General features: G+C 60.1%; 16 protein-coding genes. 12 read left to right on the top strand and 4 right to left on the bottom strand.

Annotated elements, in window-relative coordinates; genetic code table 11:
• Positions 1-58: 58 nt before the first annotated feature.
• From ahpC to KHO30_RS10440, 4 genes are all read left to right on the top strand, one after another.
• Positions 59-622: an alkyl hydroperoxide reductase subunit C gene (gene ahpC, locus KHO30_RS10425; protein ID WP_093635787.1), complete on the top strand. Its 564-nt coding sequence runs from the start codon at positions 59-61 to the stop codon at positions 620-622.
• Between the two features lie 152 nt (positions 623-774).
• A complete protein-coding gene (gene ahpF / locus KHO30_RS10430) occupies positions 775-2,367 on the top strand; it encodes an alkyl hydroperoxide reductase subunit F (protein WP_211700800.1) in 1,593 nt (530 codons plus the stop codon).
• Positions 2,368-2,652: 285 nt separating this feature from the next.
• On the top strand, positions 2,653-3,240 hold the full coding sequence (locus tag KHO30_RS10435; protein ID WP_211700802.1) for a hypothetical protein: 588 nt from the start codon (positions 2,653-2,655) through the stop codon (positions 3,238-3,240).
• 480 nt (positions 3,241-3,720) lie between these two features.
• The gene (locus KHO30_RS10440) at positions 3,721-4,875 is read left to right on the top strand and encodes an alkane 1-monooxygenase (RefSeq protein WP_211700804.1); all 1,155 of its coding nucleotides are present in this window, start codon (positions 3,721-3,723) and stop codon (positions 4,873-4,875) included.
• Between the two features lie 88 nt (positions 4,876-4,963).
• Here KHO30_RS10440 and KHO30_RS10445 read toward each other — a convergent pair whose 3' ends face one another.
• The gene (locus tag KHO30_RS10445; RefSeq protein ID WP_200573122.1) at positions 4,964-5,377 is read right to left on the bottom strand and encodes a DoxX family protein; all 414 of its coding nucleotides are present in this window, start codon (positions 5,375-5,377) and stop codon (positions 4,964-4,966) included.
• Positions 5,378-5,473: 96 nt separating this feature from the next.
• A complete protein-coding gene (locus tag KHO30_RS10450; protein WP_200651869.1) occupies positions 5,474-6,199 on the bottom strand; it encodes a pirin family protein in 726 nt (241 codons plus the stop codon).
• 136 nt (positions 6,200-6,335) lie between these two features.
• On the opposite strand from KHO30_RS10450, the gene KHO30_RS10455 reads away from it, so the two are divergent.
• Positions 6,336-7,226, top strand: coding sequence for a LysR family transcriptional regulator (locus KHO30_RS10455; protein WP_093635776.1), 891 nt, complete (start codon positions 6,336-6,338; stop codon positions 7,224-7,226).
• A 431-nt stretch (positions 7,227-7,657) separates the two neighbouring features.
• On the opposite strand, the gene KHO30_RS10460 is transcribed toward KHO30_RS10455, so the two are convergent.
• Complete coding sequence (locus KHO30_RS10460; protein WP_200618820.1) at positions 7,658-8,674, bottom strand: 1-aminocyclopropane-1-carboxylate deaminase; 1,017 nt, start codon at positions 8,672-8,674, stop codon at positions 7,658-7,660.
• Positions 8,675-8,835: 161 nt separating this feature from the next.
• On the opposite strand from KHO30_RS10460, the gene KHO30_RS10465 reads away from it, so the two are divergent.
• The 6 genes from KHO30_RS10465 to KHO30_RS10490 all read left to right on the top strand — a co-directional run bounded on the left by KHO30_RS10465 (position 8,836) and on the right by KHO30_RS10490 (position 15,603).
• Positions 8,836-9,375, top strand: coding sequence for an Lrp/AsnC family transcriptional regulator (locus tag KHO30_RS10465; RefSeq protein WP_211700806.1), 540 nt, complete (start codon positions 8,836-8,838; stop codon positions 9,373-9,375).
• A 135-nt stretch (positions 9,376-9,510) separates the two neighbouring features.
• Positions 9,511-10,023 (top strand): peptide-methionine (R)-S-oxide reductase MsrB, encoded by a 513-nt coding sequence (gene msrB / locus KHO30_RS10470; protein WP_211700808.1) that lies wholly within the window; start codon positions 9,511-9,513, stop codon positions 10,021-10,023.
• Between the two features lie 19 nt (positions 10,024-10,042).
• Positions 10,043-10,786, top strand: a complete 744-nt coding sequence (gene msrA / locus KHO30_RS10475; protein WP_211700810.1) for a peptide-methionine (S)-S-oxide reductase MsrA — start codon at positions 10,043-10,045, stop codon at positions 10,784-10,786.
• Between the two features lie 430 nt (positions 10,787-11,216).
• Positions 11,217-12,113, top strand: coding sequence for a MipA/OmpV family protein (locus KHO30_RS10480; protein WP_093636139.1), 897 nt, complete (start codon positions 11,217-11,219; stop codon positions 12,111-12,113).
• A gap of 199 nt (positions 12,114-12,312) precedes the next feature.
• Positions 12,313-14,424 carry a catalase HPII gene (katE, locus tag KHO30_RS10485; protein ID WP_211700812.1) on the top strand — a complete coding sequence of 704 codons (2,112 nt, stop codon included), beginning with the start codon at positions 12,313-12,315 and terminating at the stop codon, positions 14,422-14,424.
• A gap of 360 nt (positions 14,425-14,784) precedes the next feature.
• On the top strand, positions 14,785-15,603 hold the full coding sequence (locus tag KHO30_RS10490) for a helix-turn-helix transcriptional regulator (RefSeq protein ID WP_211700814.1): 819 nt from the start codon (positions 14,785-14,787) through the stop codon (positions 15,601-15,603).
• An 86-nt stretch (positions 15,604-15,689) separates the two neighbouring features.
• Here the strand turns inward: KHO30_RS10490 and KHO30_RS10495 are convergent, their stop codons facing one another.
• Positions 15,690-16,631, bottom strand: coding sequence for a LysR family transcriptional regulator (locus KHO30_RS10495; RefSeq protein ID WP_200618827.1), 942 nt, complete (start codon positions 16,629-16,631; stop codon positions 15,690-15,692).
• A 216-nt stretch (positions 16,632-16,847) separates the two neighbouring features.
• On the opposite strand from KHO30_RS10495, the gene KHO30_RS10500 reads away from it, so the two are divergent.
• Positions 16,848-18,047 (top strand): amino acid aminotransferase, encoded by a 1,200-nt coding sequence (locus tag KHO30_RS10500; protein WP_211700816.1) that lies wholly within the window; start codon positions 16,848-16,850, stop codon positions 18,045-18,047.
• Positions 18,048-18,088 lie beyond the last annotated feature (41 nt).

Genomic DNA, 18,088 nt, shown 5'->3' on the forward strand with positions numbered 1-18,088 from the left:
AAGCGACGTCTGACATACTGACTCCACTTTCCAACCACTCCGAAAGAGGACTCAGTAAATGCCGATCATCAACAGTCAAGTCAAACCGTTCAAGGCACAGGCTTATCACAATGGCGACTTCCAGACCGTCACTGAAGAGAGCCTGAAGGGCAAGTGGTCGGTTTTCGTTTTCTACCCGGCTGACTTCACGTTTGTTTGCCCGACCGAACTGGGCGACCTGGCAGATCGTTACGCCGAATTCCAAAAGCTCGGCGTCGAAATCTACAGCGTTTCGACCGATACGCACTTCACGCACAAGGCATGGCACGACACGTCGGACACGATCCAGAAGATCAAGTACCCGATGATCGCTGACCCGACCCTGGCAATCTCGCGCAACTTCGACGTGCTGATCGAAGAAGAAGGCCTGGCACTGCGTGGCACGTTCGTGATCAACCCGGAAGGCGAAATCAAGCTGGCCGAAATTCACGACAACGGCATTGGCCGTGACGCTGGCGAACTGCTGCGCAAGGTGCAAGCTGCGCAATACATCGCGGCTCACCCGGGTGAAGTTTGCCCCGCCAAGTGGACGCCGGGCGCAGAAACGCTGACGCCGTCGCTCGACCTGATCGGCAAGATCTAAGGTTTAAAAGCCTTTCGCAGTACGCGCTTCACGGCGCATCGCCGTGCGGACCGCTTGATACAGCGGTTCGCACGTCCCCGGACTGCACGCCTCCTACCCGGATGCGTGCCGCGCCCGGGATCCAACACCCCTCGTCACGGAATCGAATAGCCATGCTGGACGCCAATCTCAAGACTCAGTTGAAATCCTACCTCGAAAAGGTTAGCAGGCCTATCGAGATCGTCGCCTCGCTCGACGACAGCGCGAAATCGCAAGAGCTGCTGGCATTGCTGAGCGATATCGCGACGTTGTCGGAGCGCGTCACCGTGGTCGAACGTCGCGGCGACAGCGAACGCAAGCCGTCGTTTTCGATCGGCGAGCCGGGCAAGGAAACCGGTATCCGTTTCGCTGGCATTCCGATGGGGCATGAATTCACGTCGCTCGTCCTCGCACTTTTGCAGGTCGGCGGCCATCCGGTCAAACTCGAAGACGCGGTGATCGAACAGATCCGCAGTCTCGACGGCGACTATCAATTCGAAACGTATTTTTCGCTGTCATGCCAGAACTGCCCGGAAGTCGTCCAGGCACTGAACGTGATGGCGCTGATCAACCCGCGCATCCGCCACGTGGCGATCGACGGCGCATTGTTCCAGAACGAAGTCGAAGCGCGCCAGATCATGGCGGTACCGACCATGTTCATGAACGGCGAAGTGTTCGGCCAGGGCCGCAGCGGTGTGAAGGAAATCCTCGCGAAGCTCGACACCAATGCCGGTGCGCGTGCGGCGAAGGAACTGGAAAAGAAGCCAGTGTTCGATACGCTGATCGTCGGCGGTGGCCCGGCGGGTGCGGCTGCGGCGATTTACTCGGCGCGCAAGGGTATTGCGACGGGTGTCGTGGCGGAACGCTTCGGCGGTCAGGTGCTCGATACGCTGGCGATCGAGAACTTCGTCTCCGTAACGGAAACCGAAGGACCGAAGTTCGCTACGGCGCTCGAACAGCACGTGAAGAGCTACGAAGTCGACATCATGGACGTGCAGCGCGCTGAAGCGCTGATCCCGGGCCGCATCAACGAGGTGCGTCTGGCGAACGGCGCGGTGTTGAAGGCGAAGACGATCATTCTGGCAACAGGTGCCCGTTGGCGCGAAATCAACGTGCCAGGCGAGCGCGAGTACCGTAACCATGGCGTGGCTTACTGCCCGCACTGCGATGGTCCGCTGTTCAAGGGCAAGCGCGTTGCGGTGATCGGCGGTGGTAATTCGGGCGTCGAAGCGGCGATCGATCTCGCGGGTATCGTGCGTGAAGTAACGTTGTTCGAGTTTGGCGCGCAATTGCGTGCCGACGAAGTGCTGCAACGCAAGCTGCGCAGCCTCGCCAACGTGACGATCGTCACGCAGGCACAGACCACGGAAATCACCGGCGACGGCAAGAAGGTCAACGGTCTGGTCTACAAGGACCTGCGTTCGGGCGAAACGAAGAGCATCGAACTCGAAGGCGTCTTCGTGCAGATCGGTCTCGTGCCGAATACCGAATGGCTGAAGGGCACGGTCGAATTGTCGAAGCACGGCGAGATCGTCGTCGATGCACGTGGCGCGACTTCGGTGCCGGGCGTGTTCGCCGCCGGCGACGTAACCACCGTTCCGTTCAAGCAGATCGTGATTGCTGTGGGCGAGGGTGCGAAGGCATCGCTCTCCGCGTTCGATCACCTGATCCGCAGCAGCGATGTGGACGAAGTGGTGAGCGAAGTGGAAACTGAAGCGACAGCTTGATGGTGTTGTTTGAGTAATGGACGGCGGCCTGCGGGCCGCCGTTTTTGTTTGCGGTGAGATCAGGACCGCTTTTGAGCGGGATTTGTTTTTGGCTGAGCGAAGGATGGGACGGCAGTCTGTCAGGACAATCTGACCACCGCCCTGCTGAGGAATCGCTTTTCTCAGAGCTCTTGAGTGTGCTTTGAAAAAAGCTCAGATTCCTATGCCATTTGACAGTGTTATTTCGGAAAACGAACGACTTCGACAGACGTAGAATATTGACCGATCCAAAGCCGTCGATTATCTATGCCGAAGTTTGAAGTACAAGTGTTTGAATCGCCCGAATATGCCACTCACTGCTTTCAACCCGTTGTTCACCTTGGGACGACGTGGGACCTGAGTCACCTCGATTCTTTTGCCTTTAAATGCGACCTTGGTCTGGGTTGCGCGATAACCGTGCTCGTGATGTTCTCGTGTCATTGCTTTTCCCGCAGCTTTGCTCGGGATGGACGAGTGCGCGCTGAAATTCCGAGCGTCGAGATCTATAAAGACGGTCGTGAGCAGCGAGTTCTTGATCCGGTCCGCTATGAGTTGTCGAAGAACCTGCTGCGGGATTTGGTTGTGACGATGGGTGAGCGCCCAATTGTCGTCGCCGACGAAAAGCAGCCGAACTTCATGACGCTGCAGCAAACGAATGCCGATGGCACATCGTCGCTATACGCCGTGTTCTTTGAAGTGGAGAAGGATAGGGCAAGAAAGCAGCGTCTGATTCTACGAGTTCAGTCTGCCTATCTTCTTGAGAAAGAACTGACGAAGCGTCAGCGGCAAGCGAAAAAGGTTGCGTTCAGAACCCTGCTGCGGGCAACGTATGAGGGGCGCAAGATACGCCCCTAGCCGCGATGGCAAGCCACAAAAACCAGCGGCTGCCTTTCGGCAGCCGTCGCATGCGGGACTCTCTATTCACCTTGCGGTGAAATTTCCACTCCAGGTGGAACCCGGTGACCCGGGCGGCGCTACGTTTTTCACACCCGCTCGTACGTAGTTTTGAGGTTTGATTATATGAATTTGACCAGCCGCGGTCAAGCGGCCGAGGGCGCGACGCACTGCAGCAGGTGGAGGCCCACGCTGGGCTGCAACTCGCAGGCAGCGTTTGCCGCACCGAAACACCCGTTTCATTCACCCGCTCAACGCCCACCCCGAACGCCCCATCAACAGCCCCTTCGTTTGGAGCCTCCCACCTAGGCTAATTCCTTGGCTATCCCACCCGTCAGGCCATATAAATCTGGGAGTCGGGCACGGTCCCGCCGACATGCGTACTGGCTCGCAAGCGCGCAGCTTGCCGATGCCAGGCGACATAAAACAAGGAGGGAGACAATGGCAACATCGCAGGCGGCCCCCGCTCGGTGGGTCGACAGCAAGCGCTATCTGTGGCTGCTGGGCGCACTCACCATCACCTTGCCGCTGCATGCGGCCAATCTGGCGTTGCAGACTGGCTGGCATATTTTCTGGTGGTTCGGGCCGATTTTCGTGTTCGGCATAATCCCGGTGCTCGACTATCTGATCGGTGACGATCCGAGCAATCCGCCCGAGGAAGTCGTTTCCACGCTCGAACGGGAGCGCTATTACCGTCGCGTGGTCTATCTGGCCACCTTCATCGAATACGTGTCGTTCTTCGGCGCGCTGTGGATCGTCGGCACGCACGCTCTGACGTGGTACGACTATCTGGGCTTTGCGCTCTCACTGGGCGCGGCGACTGGCGTATCGATCAATACCGCGCACGAGCTCGGTCACAAGACGGATGGTTTCGAACGATGGCTCGCCAAGATCACGCTGGCGCCGGTCGCCTATGGCCATTTCTTCGTTGAACATAATCGTGGACACCACGTGCGCGTCGCTACGCCGCCCGATCCGGCGAGCGCGCGCTATGGCGAATCATTCTGGCGGTTTCTGCCGCGCACGGTATTCGGCAGCATCGCGTCGGCGTGGCGTCTCGAGAAGCATCGGCTCGAACGCCTCGGCAAATCGCCCTGGACATGGCGCAATGAAGTCCTGCACTCGTGGGCCATGACGGTAGTGCTATGGGGTGCGATGATCGCGCTGTTCGGCAAAACGGTGATTCCGTTTCTGCTGATTCAGGCAGCGTACGGGGCTTCGCTGCTCGAAGTCGTCAACTATCTGGAGCACTACGGGCTCGGCCGCAAGCAACTCGCGAGCGGCCGTTACGAGCGCTGCCAGCCGCAGCACTCATGGAACAGTAATCGCATCGTGACGAATCTGTTTCTCTATCAGCTGCAGCGTCATGCCGATCATCATGCGAATCCGACGCGCTCGTACCAGGCGCTGCGTCATTTCGATGGCGCACCGCAATTGCCTTCCGGTTACGCGACGATGATCATGCTCGCGTACGTGCCGCCACTGTGGTTCCGCGTGATGAACCCGCGTGTGGTCGCGCATTATCAAGGCAACATGGCGCAGTCGAATATCCGGCCGGCCATTCGTGAGCGCGTGCTGGCGCAGTTTGCCGGTTAACGTGGATTGCTTCATGCAAAGAAAAAGCCGCCCGGGCAGTGTCGGGCGGCTTTTTTTATCGAGTTTATCGAACTGCGGCAGCGTGGCTTTAACGCCGGTCGATCGAGTACTTGCCGGCGCCGGTCACACACAACAACAGCAGTCCACCCATGATGCTGATGTTCTTGTAGAAGTGGATCATGTTGTCGTATTGCACCGCGCCCGTCATGTTCCAGTAGTGGTGGCCGATGATCGCGGTGCCGAGCGTATAGAGCGCCAACAGCAGCGCAAGCGGCCGCGTATAGAAGCCCACCAGCAGCGCGATGCCCACCACTAGTTCCATCACGACGGCGATGGCCGCCGACAACTCAGGCGCAGGCGCGCCGGTCGACGTCATATAAGCGACGGTGCCGGAAAAACCGGTCAGCTTCGACCAGCCGAACATCACGAACAGCACCATCAACAGGATGCGGGCGACGAGAAGGACCGTGTCTTTCTGGTTTTCAAATAGCGTATAGCGCATGATTTTTCTCTGTAGGTAAGGGACGGTGCGGTTCGCCGCAAACTTCGCGGCGAGCCACGCTTGAGCCGGCCAGATCTAACGACAGGATTGAGCCGCTTAAGCCCACAACTCCGATACTTCAATATTACGCAGATCGAACACCAACACCTCCGCGTCGTGACCTTGCGTGAAGGTCAGGGCTTCTTCGCCGCGGACCCGCGCGCCGTCGCCTTCGCCAAGCTCGACGCCGTTTACCGTGACACTGCCGCGCGCCACGTGAATATAAGCATAGCGATTACTGGCCAGTTCGAGGCGCGCAGTTTCGTCACCGTCGAAAAGACCGGCATAGACCCGCGCGTCCTGTTGCAGCACCAGCGAGTCGTTCGCACCGTCCGGTGACATCACGAGGCGCAGCGCACCGCGCTTCTCGTCTGCGCCAAAGCGCCGTTGCTGATAGCGCGGCGTGGTGCCTTTCTGCGCCGGCGCAATCCAGATCTGCATGAAGTGCACCGGGTCGGTCTTCGAATGGTTGTATTCGCTATGCGCGACGCCGGTTCCCGCGCTCATCAACTGGATGTCGCCAGGCACGATCACCGAGCCGGTGCCCATCGTGTCCTTATGTTCCAGCGCACCTTCCAGCACGTACGAGAAAATTTCCATGTCACGGTGCGGATGCTTGCCGAATCCTTGCGCTGGCGCGACACGGTCGTCGTTGATCACGAGCAGGTCGGAAAAGCCGTTCTGCTTCGGATCGTGATAGTTCGCGAAGGAAAACGTATGACGCGAGCTAAGCCAGCCGTGCTCCGCGCGGCCGCGTTGATTGGCGTGTCTGATTTCGAGCATCGTATTTCTCCTTGTTTCCGGTTGTGCGATCCGGCCGGATGTTTGGCCGCGATCCATGAATGACAGTGTAGGTCAATCAGGATGGTTATAATCGGATGCATATAGGAAACACTGTCTCCGTAAGGTAGACAATACGATGCAACTCGATGATATGCGGATCTTTGTCGCCACGGTCGACGCCCATAACTTCACCGCCGCAGCAAAACGGCTGGCGCTGTCGAAGCAGTTCGTCAGCCGGCGCGTTATGGCGCTGGAAGAGGCGCTCGGCGTGCAACTGCTGATCCGCAATACGCGCAAGTTGGCTGTGACCGAACTCGGGCAAGAGTTTTATGAGCGTGCGCGGCGCATTCTGGGTGAGGTGGAAGACGCCGAGCAGGCGATGTCGTTGCGGCGCGCCGGGCCGCGCGGGCTCTTGCGGGTTAGTGCGCCGATGTCGTTTGGGATGATGCATCTGTCGCCATTGGTGGCGAGCTTTCTGCGCGAGCATGCAGATGTGCGCTTCGATATGGAGTTGAGCGATCGTACTGTCGATGTGGTCGGCGAGGGGTTCGATATGGCGATTCGGATTGGCGCGTTGCCGGATTCCACTCTGATTGCGCAGAAGCTTGTGGATGTCAGGATGGTGGTGTGTTGTAGTCCTGGGTATGTGCGGAGGCGGGGGGCGCCGGTTGTGCCTGCTGATCTTGCGCGGCACTCATGTCTGTTGTATGGGCATGGTGGGGTTGTGAGTTGGGATTTTGTTGTTGATGGGGTTTCTAAGGGAGTCGAGGTTAGTGGGCCGCTTCGGGCTAATAATGGGGAGTTGGTTCGCGATGCGGCTGTGGCTGGGTTGGGGATTGTTCGGCTTCCTGATTTTATTGTTGCTGAGGCGGTGGGGAGTGGGTTGCTTGTGACTGTTCTCGAGGAGTTCTTGCCTTCGGCGACTACTGTTTATGCTGTCTATCCGCAGCATCGGCAGAGCTCTGTCAGTATTCGGGTTTTTGTTGAGTTTTTGCGGGAGAGTTTGAGGAAGAGGTTGATGGGTTGATGTTTTTTGCCGGCGCGGCGCTTGTTTGTCTGTGTGCCTGGGGCTTTGGCCTTTCCTTGTTCTGGCTTTCGTGCCTTTCCTTGTTTTGTTAGTGGTCTATTAGCGTTGCCCCTGTGCGGGGCGGCACTTACTTTCTTTGCCGCCGCAAAGAAAGATAAGCAAAGAAAGCGGCTAGAAGCCCCTGCTAAGCGGGTCCCGCAGCTTGCTCAGGGTAGTGGTGCATCTGGAATCTGGGTTCGTGCCCCTGCATAAGCTTGTGACAAGGGCGTCATACTTCCGGCGGCGCTGCGCGCGCCGAAGAGCCGTTCGTGAAACCGATCGCTGCGTTTCAGTCCCCGGCTTCGCCGCTGATCAGCGACACTTCGCGGAGCAGCGGCGGACCTTGTCACGGCAGACTAATCACCGCCCGCCACTCCCAAGCCTACCGCCGCCTAGCCGTTCCGGAAAATGAAGCTGTAGCCGTTCAGTGCCGGCACGCCGCCCAAGTGCGCGTACAGCACGCGTGAGCCTTCCGGGAATTCGCCGTTTCGGACCATGTCGATCATGCCGTGCATCGATTTGCCCTCGTACACGGGGTCAGTCAGCACGCCCTCGAGGCGCGCGCATAAGCGAATTGCTTCCAGCGTGCCTTCGTTCGGCAAGCCGTATTCGGGGCCGGCGTAGCGTTCGTCCAGAACCACGTCCTTGCTCGTGATGTCGCGCTCCAGGCCGACTTTTTCGGCGGTCTGCCTGGCGATTCGGGTGATCTGCTCACGCGTTTGCGCCGGTTTTGCGGATGCGTCGATGCCGATCACTCGGTCCGCGCGGCCGTCGGCGGCGAAGCCCACTACCATGCCGGCCTGGGTGCTGCCGGTCACGGAGCACACCACGATGTAGTCGAATTTGAAGCCCAGTTCGGCTTCCTGTTGACGGACTTCTTCGGCAAAGCCGACGAAGCCGAGGCCGCCCAGCGGATGGTCGGAACAACCGGCCGGGATCGGGTAGGGCTTGCCGCCGGCGGCGCGCACGCTCTCCAGTGCATCTTCCCAGCTCTTGCGAAAGCCAATGTCGAAGCCGTCTGCAACCAGGCGGACGTCCGCGCCCAGAATGCGCGACATCTGGATGTTGCCGACCCGGTCGTATACGGCGTCCGAATAGTTGACCCAGTTCTCCTGTACCAGCACGCACTTCATTCCCAGATGCGCCGCAACCGCCGCCACCTGGCGGGTTTGGTTCGACTGGATGCCGCCAATCGACACCAGCGTGTCGCAACCCTGCGCCAACGCCTCGGGAATCAGATACTCCAGCTTGCGTGTCTTGTTGCCGCCGAAGGCAAAGCCGCTGTTGCAGTCCTCGCGCTTCGCATAGAGGTGCACCTTGCCGCCCAGGTGGTCGCTCAAACGCTTCAGCGGTTGGATCGGCGTGGGCCCGAAAGTCAGCGGGTAGCGAGGGAAACGTTGCAGGTTCATGGCAGCTCCGAATTTGTAGGTTTGACGCGAGCAGCAAGCAGTCGCGTTACAACAAATGGTAGGGAAAAGCGCTAGAAATGAGCTTGCAAATAAATTCTGTTCCGCATACTTTTAAAACCATCCGTTCAAAAATGACCTAATAAACAGCCGGACAGGAATCAATGAACGCAACAAAAGTTCGCAGGGCACCTATGACTGCAGCCGCAGCTGCCGCCGCCTCATCTGCGGAAGCCGATCCGCTTCACGCGCTCGATCGCATCGACCGGGCGATCCTGCGTCAACTGCAAACCGATGCGTCGATCTCGAACGTCGCGCTCGCGGCCAAGGTCAAACTCAGCGCGCCCGCGTGTCTGCGGCGCGTCGAGCGGCTGAAGGAGTCGGGGCTGATTCGCGGCGTCGTTGCGCTGATTGACCCGAAGGCGGCCGGGGCGGGCATGCTGGTCATCATCGGCGTGGTGCTGGATCGGTCTACGCCGGAGTCGTTTGCCGAATTCGAAAAAGCAGCGCAGAAGGTGGCCGGGTGCATGGAATGCCATGTCGTGACCGGCGAGTTCGACTATTTCATGACGATCCGTACGCGCGATAGCGACAGCTTCAACCGTCTGCACGCGGAACAGTTGCTCTATTTGCCGGGCGTCCGGCAAATCCGCTCGTTTATGGTACTCAAGGAAATCCTGTCGACCACCAAATTTCCGCTGTAGTCGCTGCCGCCAAGTTAAAAGACGCGCATGCTGTCATAAATCCCCTTGCTGGACGACTAAGTGTCGGGACCACTCGCGGGCGGCGCGCTTAGCGCCTGAGCGGGTGGGCGGTACGGACTTTCCGGGGCGATCATCATGGCTTGCAACAGACGGACATTCTTCAGGTTAATCGGCGCGGCGTCGCTCGCCGGCGGCACCGCGGCATGGCGCACGGCAGGCGCGGCGGACTTGGGCACAGCGTCGGCCTACGAGGTTGCGCACAGCGACGCCGAATGGCACAAGCTGCTCACGGACGCGCAATTCCGCGTGTTGCGCGAAGCGGGCACGGAGCGCCCATTCAGCAGCCCGCTGAACGACGAGCACCGCGTCGGCACATTCGCGTGCGCCGGTTGCGCGCTGCCGCTATTTTCGTCGAAAACAAAGTTCGATAGCGGCACCGGCTGGCCGAGTTTCTGGCAGCCGATGGATCACGCGGTCATCACGCATACCGACAAATCGTTCGGCATGACGCGCGACGAAGTACTGTGTCGGCGCTGCGGCGGTCATCTGGGTCACGTATTCGACGACGGCCCCAAACCAACCGGCCTGCGCTATTGCATGAACGGCCTCGCGTTGACTTTTACGCCTGCCGCGCACGGCACGAGTTGATCGAATCAGGACGGACATCATGAACATCGAAAAACGCATCACCGACAAACCGGCCCGCTCGCGCGGGGCGGCTATAGCGCTTTCGGTCGGACTTGGCGCGCTTGCGCTGCTGCTGGCGCAGCGCATGGCATTCTCGTCGGAAGCCGGGGTTGTCATTGCGCCGCCCGCGGTCGACGAACCAATCTCCGCCACGACCGCACACGAAGAGACCGCCGTGTTCGCGGGCGGCTGTTTCTGGGGCGTGCAGGGCGTGTTCCAGCACGTGCGAGGCGTCACAAAGGCGGTATCGGGCTATTCGGGCGGTCAGCGCGATACCGCACAGTACGAGACCGTCAGTGGCGGCGAAACCGGCCACGCGGAATCCGTGCAGGTCACGTTCGACCCCACCAAGGTCACCTACGGGCAGTTACTGCAGGTCTACTTCTCGGTGATTCAGGACCCGACCGAGTTGAATCGCCAGGGGCCGGACAGCGGCACGCAATACCGCTCGGCCGTGTTCCCATTGAATGACACGCAGCGGCACGTCGCGCAAAGCTATATCGCGCAACTCGAGAAGGCGCATGCCTTTCCGGCGCCGATCGTCACGAAAACGGAACCGTTCAAAGGCTTCTATCCGGCTGAGTCCTACCATCAGAACTACCTGACCTTGCATCCAAACTCGGCGTATATCGCTATCAACGACATGCCGAAGGTCGCCAACCTGAAGCGTCTGTTTCCGAATCTCTATCGCGACAAGGCGGTGCTGGTCGAAGCGGCGCAGTAACAGGGCGAGCGCCACGCCGGCGGCTATCTTCCCTCGCTGAACTTGCCGGCGCCGCATCGCGCGGCGCCGGCCACCCTTTTTTTGTGGTTGTATTCTGCCTGTCATCATCGCCACGGCATGCTTGCCAGCGTCCGTCGGTCTGTCCTTCCGTTTCTCCGATCAGAGTTGGCTCCCCAGCGACCAGGCCCGCATTTTGCACAGCAGCGTGCGTCGGCAAATCTTTCGCACGCATCTGTTCATACAATTGCCCCATTGACGGGGCGGTATCAGGACCGAATGGTGCGTTTTGTTGGGCAATGTGTGTCGTTTGCTGAAAAAATTACATGCCGTGCGTAGCAATGCGGCGGTTGCCCGGATGGTGTCCAATCCGTTGTGGACTTCGGGCGAGAACATAAACCTCTTCGCGATACGCGAGAAACGGAGGCTTCTGGTGTTGATCAGCCGTAGAAAGCGGATCGGCAAGATCCGCAACAAACAAACAAGCATCGCGGCAACATCGCTGGTCGCCGTGACCCTCGGCGGTATTGGCATTCTGCCGGGTTCGGCCTTCGCCCAAACCCCCTCGCCATTGGGCGAATGGCAGTACTCCGTGGGCATTCCGCTGCAGAAGATGTGGCAGCCCGACATTCCGGACTGGCAGCTACGCGTCGGCGCGGCGACATCGTTCCAGCCGCGTTACGAGGGCTCTGACCGGTATCACGTGATGGCCGGTCCGAGCATCGACGTGCGCTACAAGGATCTGTTCTTCTTTTCGAGCGGCGAAGGCCTCGGGGTTAACTTCGCGCAGGGGCAAAACTGGCGCGCGAGTCTCGCGGCCGTCTACGATCTCGGACGTCGTGCGCACGACGATCCGCAGGAGTTGAACGGCCTCGGCAACATCAATCCGGCGCCGGGCGTCAAACTCTCCGGCGAATACGTCGTGTCGAAAGATTTCCCGCTCGTGCTGCGCGCCGACGTGCGACGCTATTTCGGCGGCTCGAACGGCTGGATCGGCGATCTGGGCGCCTATATGCCGATGCCGGGCAGCACCAAAAAATTCTTCTGGTTCGCCGGGCCGAACGTGACGCTCGCGGACTCCACCTACATGAACAGTTGGTACGGTGTGAATCAGAACCAGGCGGCGCACTCGCAATACTCGCAGTATCACGCGAGTGCCGGTTTCAAATCGGTGGGTTTCGGCATTAGCGTGGTGTGGCTGTTCGACAAGCACTGGTTCGCCACTGCCGACGGCGCATTCGAACAACTGGTCGGCAGTGCGGGCAATAGTCCGATTACACACACCAGGGCCACGGGCGTGGCCGACATTTCCATCAACTATCGCTTCTGATGCAGCGGTTCTCCATTTGACAGAACGGACGCCGGCGCGCGATTCAGGCGCGCCGCTTTTTTTAGTCCATCAGTCATCAGCCTGATTCGCAGCAAATCCAGTCCGCAATCGAGCGCTCGCGGGTACATCGCTTGCTGCCTTCTTCGGGTGCGTTAAACCGGACATTCCCCGGCGCGCCCGAACGCAAGGAGCAGATCTCATGGCAGGAAAAACGAATACACGGAAGCCCGCAGCGAAACCCGGACACGCCAACGATCCGAAGTCGAAGGATCTCGAACCGTTTCGAGTCAGTCCCGAAGGTGAGGCGCTGCGAACCAATCAGGGCGTGAAGATCGCCGACAATCAGAACACCTTGCGCGCCGGTCCGCGCGGCCCCTCGCTGCTTGAAGATTTCATCATGCGTGAGAAGATCACGCACTTCGACCACGAACGTATCCCCGAGCGCATCGTTCATGCGCGAGGCTCGGCAGCCCATGGTGTGTTCCGGGTGTACGAGTCGATGAGCGAGTACACCAAAGCTGCATTCCTGCAGAACCCGAACGAGCAGACGCCGGTCTATGTCCGTTTCTCGACGGTGCAGGGCCCGCGCGGTTCGGCCGATACCGTGCGCGACGTGCGCGGCTTCGCGGTGAAGTTCTACACACAGGAAGGTAATTACGATCTGGTCGGCAACAACATGCCGGTCTTCTTCATTCAGGACGCCATCAAGTTTCCGGACTTCGTGCATGCGGTAAAACCTGAAGCGCCGAATGAAATGCCGACCGGCGGCTCCGCGCACGATACGTTCTGGGACTTCGTATCGCTCGTGCCTGAATCCGCGCATATGGTGCTGTGGACCATGTCGGACCGCGCGATTCCGCGCAGCCTTCGCACCATGGAAGGCTTCGGCATTCACACGTTCCGCTTCGTGAATGCGCAAGGCAAGGGGCGTTTCGTCAAATTCCACTGGCGCCCGGTGCTGGGCTCGTATTCGCTGCTGTGGGACGAAGCGCAGAAGCTCGCCGGCAAGGATCCGGATTTCCACAGGCGCGACTTGTGGGAATCGATTGAACGAGGCGACTTCCCCGAGTTCGAGCTCGGCGTGCAGATCGTCGAGGAAAAGGATGAGCACAAGTTCGACTTTGACCTGCTCGATCCGACCAAGCTGATTCCGGAAGAACTGGTGCCGGTGAAGATCATCGGCAAGATGACGCTCAATCGCAATCCGGACAATTTCTTCGCCGAAACCGAGCAGGTTGCGTTTCATCCGGGCCACATCGTGCCGGGTCTCGACTTCTCGAACGATCCGCTGTTGCAAGGTCGTTTGTTCTCGTACACCGACACGCAGATCAGCCGCCTCGGCGGGCCGAATTTCCACGAGATTCCGATTAACCGGCCGGTATGTCCGTTCCATAATAATCAGCGCGATGCGATGCACCGCCAGACGATCAACGTCGGGCAGGCCTCGTACGAGCCGAATTCGGTGAGTGGCGGTTGGCCGAAGGAAACCGATCCGGCGCCGGCGGATGGTGGCTTCGAAAGCTATCCGGAGCGCGTGGAAGGCAACAAGATTCGTGTGCGTAGCGAGTCGTTCGCCGATCATTTCTCGCAGGCCGCGATGTTCTACAACAGCATGTCTGCGCCTGAGAAAGACCATATCGCCGCGGCTTACCAGTTCGAACTCGGCAAGGTCACCAAGCCGGAGATTCGCGCGCGCGTGGTCAATGAGATCCTGGCTAATTTCGATGCGGGGCTTGCCGCGAAGGTGGCCGAAGGTCTCGGTTTGCCGGCGCCGAAGAAGGGCACGGCGAAGCTCAAGGGGACTAAAGTGTCGCCCGCTCTGAGTCTGCTCAATCGCGTGAAGCCCGGGATCAAGACCTGCAAGATTGCTTTGCTGGCTGCGCCGGGTTCCGATGGTGCCGCGATCAAAAAGCTGCAACAGGTGCTGCAGGCCGAGGGTGCAGCGCCGATGTTGATCGCACCGACCCTTGCTGCCATCGACGGTATGGCGCCGGACGCAACGATTGCCGGCTTGCCGTCGATCATGTTCGATGCGGTGATCGTGGTGGGTGGTGAGGCGGGCGCGAAGAAGCTGGCGCAATCGGGCGACGCACGGCATTTCGTGCTCGAAGCGTTCAAGCACCTGAAGGCGATTGCGGCCATCGGCGCGGGGCGCGACGTGTTGACTGCAGCTCACTTGCCAGCCAATGCCGATGGTGTGGCAACCGGCGACGACAAGCAGGCTGCCGAGGTGCTGAAGACCTTCATCAAGGTGGCCGAACAGCATCGCGTGTGGTCGCGTGCCGCACAGGCGGAGACGGTGCCGGCGTAGCCGCAGCAAGGGGCAAGGGTCAAGCAATCGGATTGATCAAGCAGAACTGGCCGGGGCGAACCGGCCAGTTTTTTTGCGTGCTGAATAACCGGACTCGCTCCTGAGACTTCCTGACCCGCGCGAACTGCCGCACGCAGGATCGTGGCCCTCTGGCAGATTCGGGAATGGGTCGAGGCAGGCAAGGTCGATTTCCTTGCTGTCAAGTTGGGAGCGTTGTAGTTTTATCGCCGGCCGAAGGGTTTGGGAGGACTCGGCGGCGTGAGCGGATTTCGCCGTGAAGGCAGCGCAGCATCAGATGCAATGCTTCATTGTGCTACGCTTGCCAGACCAAACTCCACGTAGCGTGACCTTGCCATCATCATGCGTTCCTGGCGCATATCCACACCGGCCCGCAGCGGGCACATCAACACCTCGCGTGTTACCGACCTCGTCATGTCGATCTCACATGACGACCCGGACGCGCTTGCTGCAAGCATTCTGAAAACGGTTGGCGACGCGCTTCCCGTTTCGCAGTGCACCATCTTCGCCTACGAATTCGACGCGAGACCGCGCACCGTCTCCGCCGCCGACCATCGCGGCGGCCGGTTCCTGCGCGATGTCGCCGATCGCTACGCCACGCACTTCTATGCGCTCGACGGAAACCGCGCCATCGTCGGCGGCTCGCAAGCGAACCAGGCGCGCGAGGCGTTAGTGCTGCATCAGCAGCAAAGCGAAGAAATCGAAAACGAAGCCTACCGCGTGGCCTGCTACGCGCAGCCCAACGTGTCCGACCGCTTGTCGCTGCTTTTGCAACCCATGGAAAGTGTCTGGCTGTCGATCAATCTGTATCGTGACAGCGCGTACGGCATGTTTCAGCCAGGCGAACTGGAACATGTGGAAAGCTTGGCGCATCTGTTCGCGCACGCTGCAAAGAGCCATTACGCGCTCAATGGGCAGCATCAGCAAGGCGCGGCAGCCGCGATGCTGGCACGCGTGAGACGTGCCTGCCCGGCGCTGACGCCGCGCGAGATCGACGTGCTGCGCGGCACGCTCGAAGGCGCAAGCGCGGCCGAGATCGCCGAGCAAATGGGCGTCAAGGCCACCAGCGTGATTACGTATCAGAAGCGTGCTTACGCGCGGTTGGGGATTTTCAGCCAGCGCCAGTTGTTTGCGCTATGTTTGCAGCCTGAGCGGTCTTGAGCCGGCGCGCTTAAATTGCAGCCGTAGATTAATCGCGAGACGGCCGAAGAAGAACTGCCGAGGTGCCGTGGAACTCGCACCAAAGATCATCCGCGCTTTGCCCGCGCATCCACCTGCGTCTCGCGATCCCAGCGCTTCAACCAAGGCATGATGAATTCCGCGAAACCATCTGCGGGCGGTGACAGTGCACGTTCGGTCGAACGATACACACACACTTCACGGATCGTTTCAGGATCCACGATCCGCTTCATCACGAGGCCAAAGGTTCGCGCAAGCGGCGCGACATAGGCGGGCGCGAGTGTCACGGCAAGCCCCTGTGACGCCAGCCCGAACGCTGTCGTAACGTTGTCCACCACATCCACCGGAATGATGCGCGCCTCCGCCGGCAGATTAGCCAGCATCTGTTCGACCGCACGCTCGTGGTCGCGGCCGGTGGCAACAATGGGCACGCCGCGCAGGTGCTGCCACTGCACCCGGCGCCGCGTGCTCAACGGATGCGTCGGCGCGCACCACATCACCCATGGGCTCGCGAAGGCCGGATCGCAACGCACCCGCGTGCCGCTCTGACGATCCGGGCCGATCGCGAGATCCACGTCGCCGCTTTCCACTCGCTCCACCAACTGTTCGACCACGGTGTCGCAAATGCGCACAACCACCTTCGGTTTGTCGCGCGCATATTCGGCGATGGCTACTGGCAACGCGGTCGCCGCGAGCACCAGCGGCGCGCCGACTCGCACGATCCCGGCCGCGCGATTGCGGATGTCGTCGGCGGACTGGGCGGCGGCGCGCACATAGCGCAACACCGATTCGGCCGACGACAGGAAATCCTGCCCCGCGCTCGACAGATTGACGCGCCGAGTCGTACGGTCGAAGAGGCGAAAGCCCAGTTCCGTTTCCAGTTCGGCCAGTAACTGGCTGACCGCTGACGAGGTCAGCCCGAGTCGTTCCGCCGCCGCGCCGATGCTGTGCAAATCGACGATGGCGAGAAACGCTTCGAACTGACGGATGGTGACGCGTGTGAGTGGCATCAGGCGATTCTAAAGAAAAACTTACGAATGGTGAAAAATCGATTGATTGTAGATAGCGTGCCATTGATCGACACTTGTCCCGATCGACGCGAAGCTGGAAACCCGCTTAGACTTCCGACTCGCCCAAGCTGCTACGACCAGCCTGCAACAGTCCACACTCAGGGTATACGCAGGCCGCAATCAAGCCGTATGCAGGGCTCCACTCAAGGAATTGCCATGTTCGACCACATTCCCGCCTATCCGGGCGACCCGATCCTGAGCCTGAACGAGGATTTTCAACTCGATCCGCGACCCAACAAGGTCAACCTGAGCATCGGCATCTATTTCGACGACGCCGGCAAGCTGCCGGTGATGGACGCCGTGCGGCGCGCCGAAACCGCGCTGCTCGATTCGATCGGCCCGCGCTCCTACCTACCGATGGCGGGCCTGCCGCTTTACCGCGACGCAGCACAGGCGCTGGTGTTCGGCGCGGACAACGAAGCGCGTGCGGCGGGTCGGATCGCGACCTTGCAGACCATCGGTGGTTCGGGTGCGCTGAAAGTCGGCGCGGATTTTCTGAAACGTTATTTCCCGGCCTCGCAGATCTGGATTAGCGATCCGAGTTGGGAAAACCATCGTGTGGTATTCGAAGGCGCGGGCCTCACGGTCAACACGTATCCGTATTACGACGAACACACCGGCGGCTTGCGTTTCGCTGACATGCTCGACACGATCAGCCGCTTGCCGGAACAGAGCGTCGTGCTGCTGCACGCGTGCTGCCACAACCCGACCGGCGTCGATCTGAGTCCGGCGCAATGGGCAGAATTGGTGCCGGTATTGCAGCGCCGCAAACTGATTGCGTTTGTCGACATGGCGTATCAGGGTTTCGGCGCAGGTCTTGAAGAGGACGCCGCCTGCGTGCGCCTGCTCGCCGATGCGGGCGTGCCCTTGATCGCCGCGAATTCGTTTTCGAAGAACTTCTCGCTGTATGGCGAGCGCTGCGGTGCGTTGAGCGTGGTGTGCAAGAGCAAGGAGGAAGCAGCTCGCGTGCTCGGTCAATTGATGTCGACGGTGCGCGCCAACTACAGCAATCCGCCGACGCATGGCGCGCGCCTCGTCGCCAACGTGCTGTCCGACGCATCCTTGCGTGCCTCGTGGGAAGCGGAACTCGCCACCATGCGCGAACGGATTCTCGCCATGCGCGGCACGATTCACGAAGGCCTCGCAGGCCGTGTCGATGAAGTGATGCGCGCACGTTACGTTGCGCAGCGCGGCATGTTCACGTACACGGGTTTGAGCGAAGCCCAGGTCGAGCGTTTGCGCAGCGAACACGCTGTGTATGTGCTGCGTTCGGGACGCATGTGCGTCGCCGGATTGAATGCGCGCAACGCCGACTATGTGGCGTCGTCAATCGCGTCGGTAGTGGCGGGCGCATAACGGCTGCCATTCGCAACGGCTTGACGATAACGAACGATAAA

Origin of the sequence: Paraburkholderia aspalathi (assembly GCF_905220735.1) — a bacterium.
In the GTDB taxonomy this organism is placed as follows: domain Bacteria; phylum Pseudomonadota; class Gammaproteobacteria; order Burkholderiales; family Burkholderiaceae; genus Paraburkholderia; species Paraburkholderia aspalathi.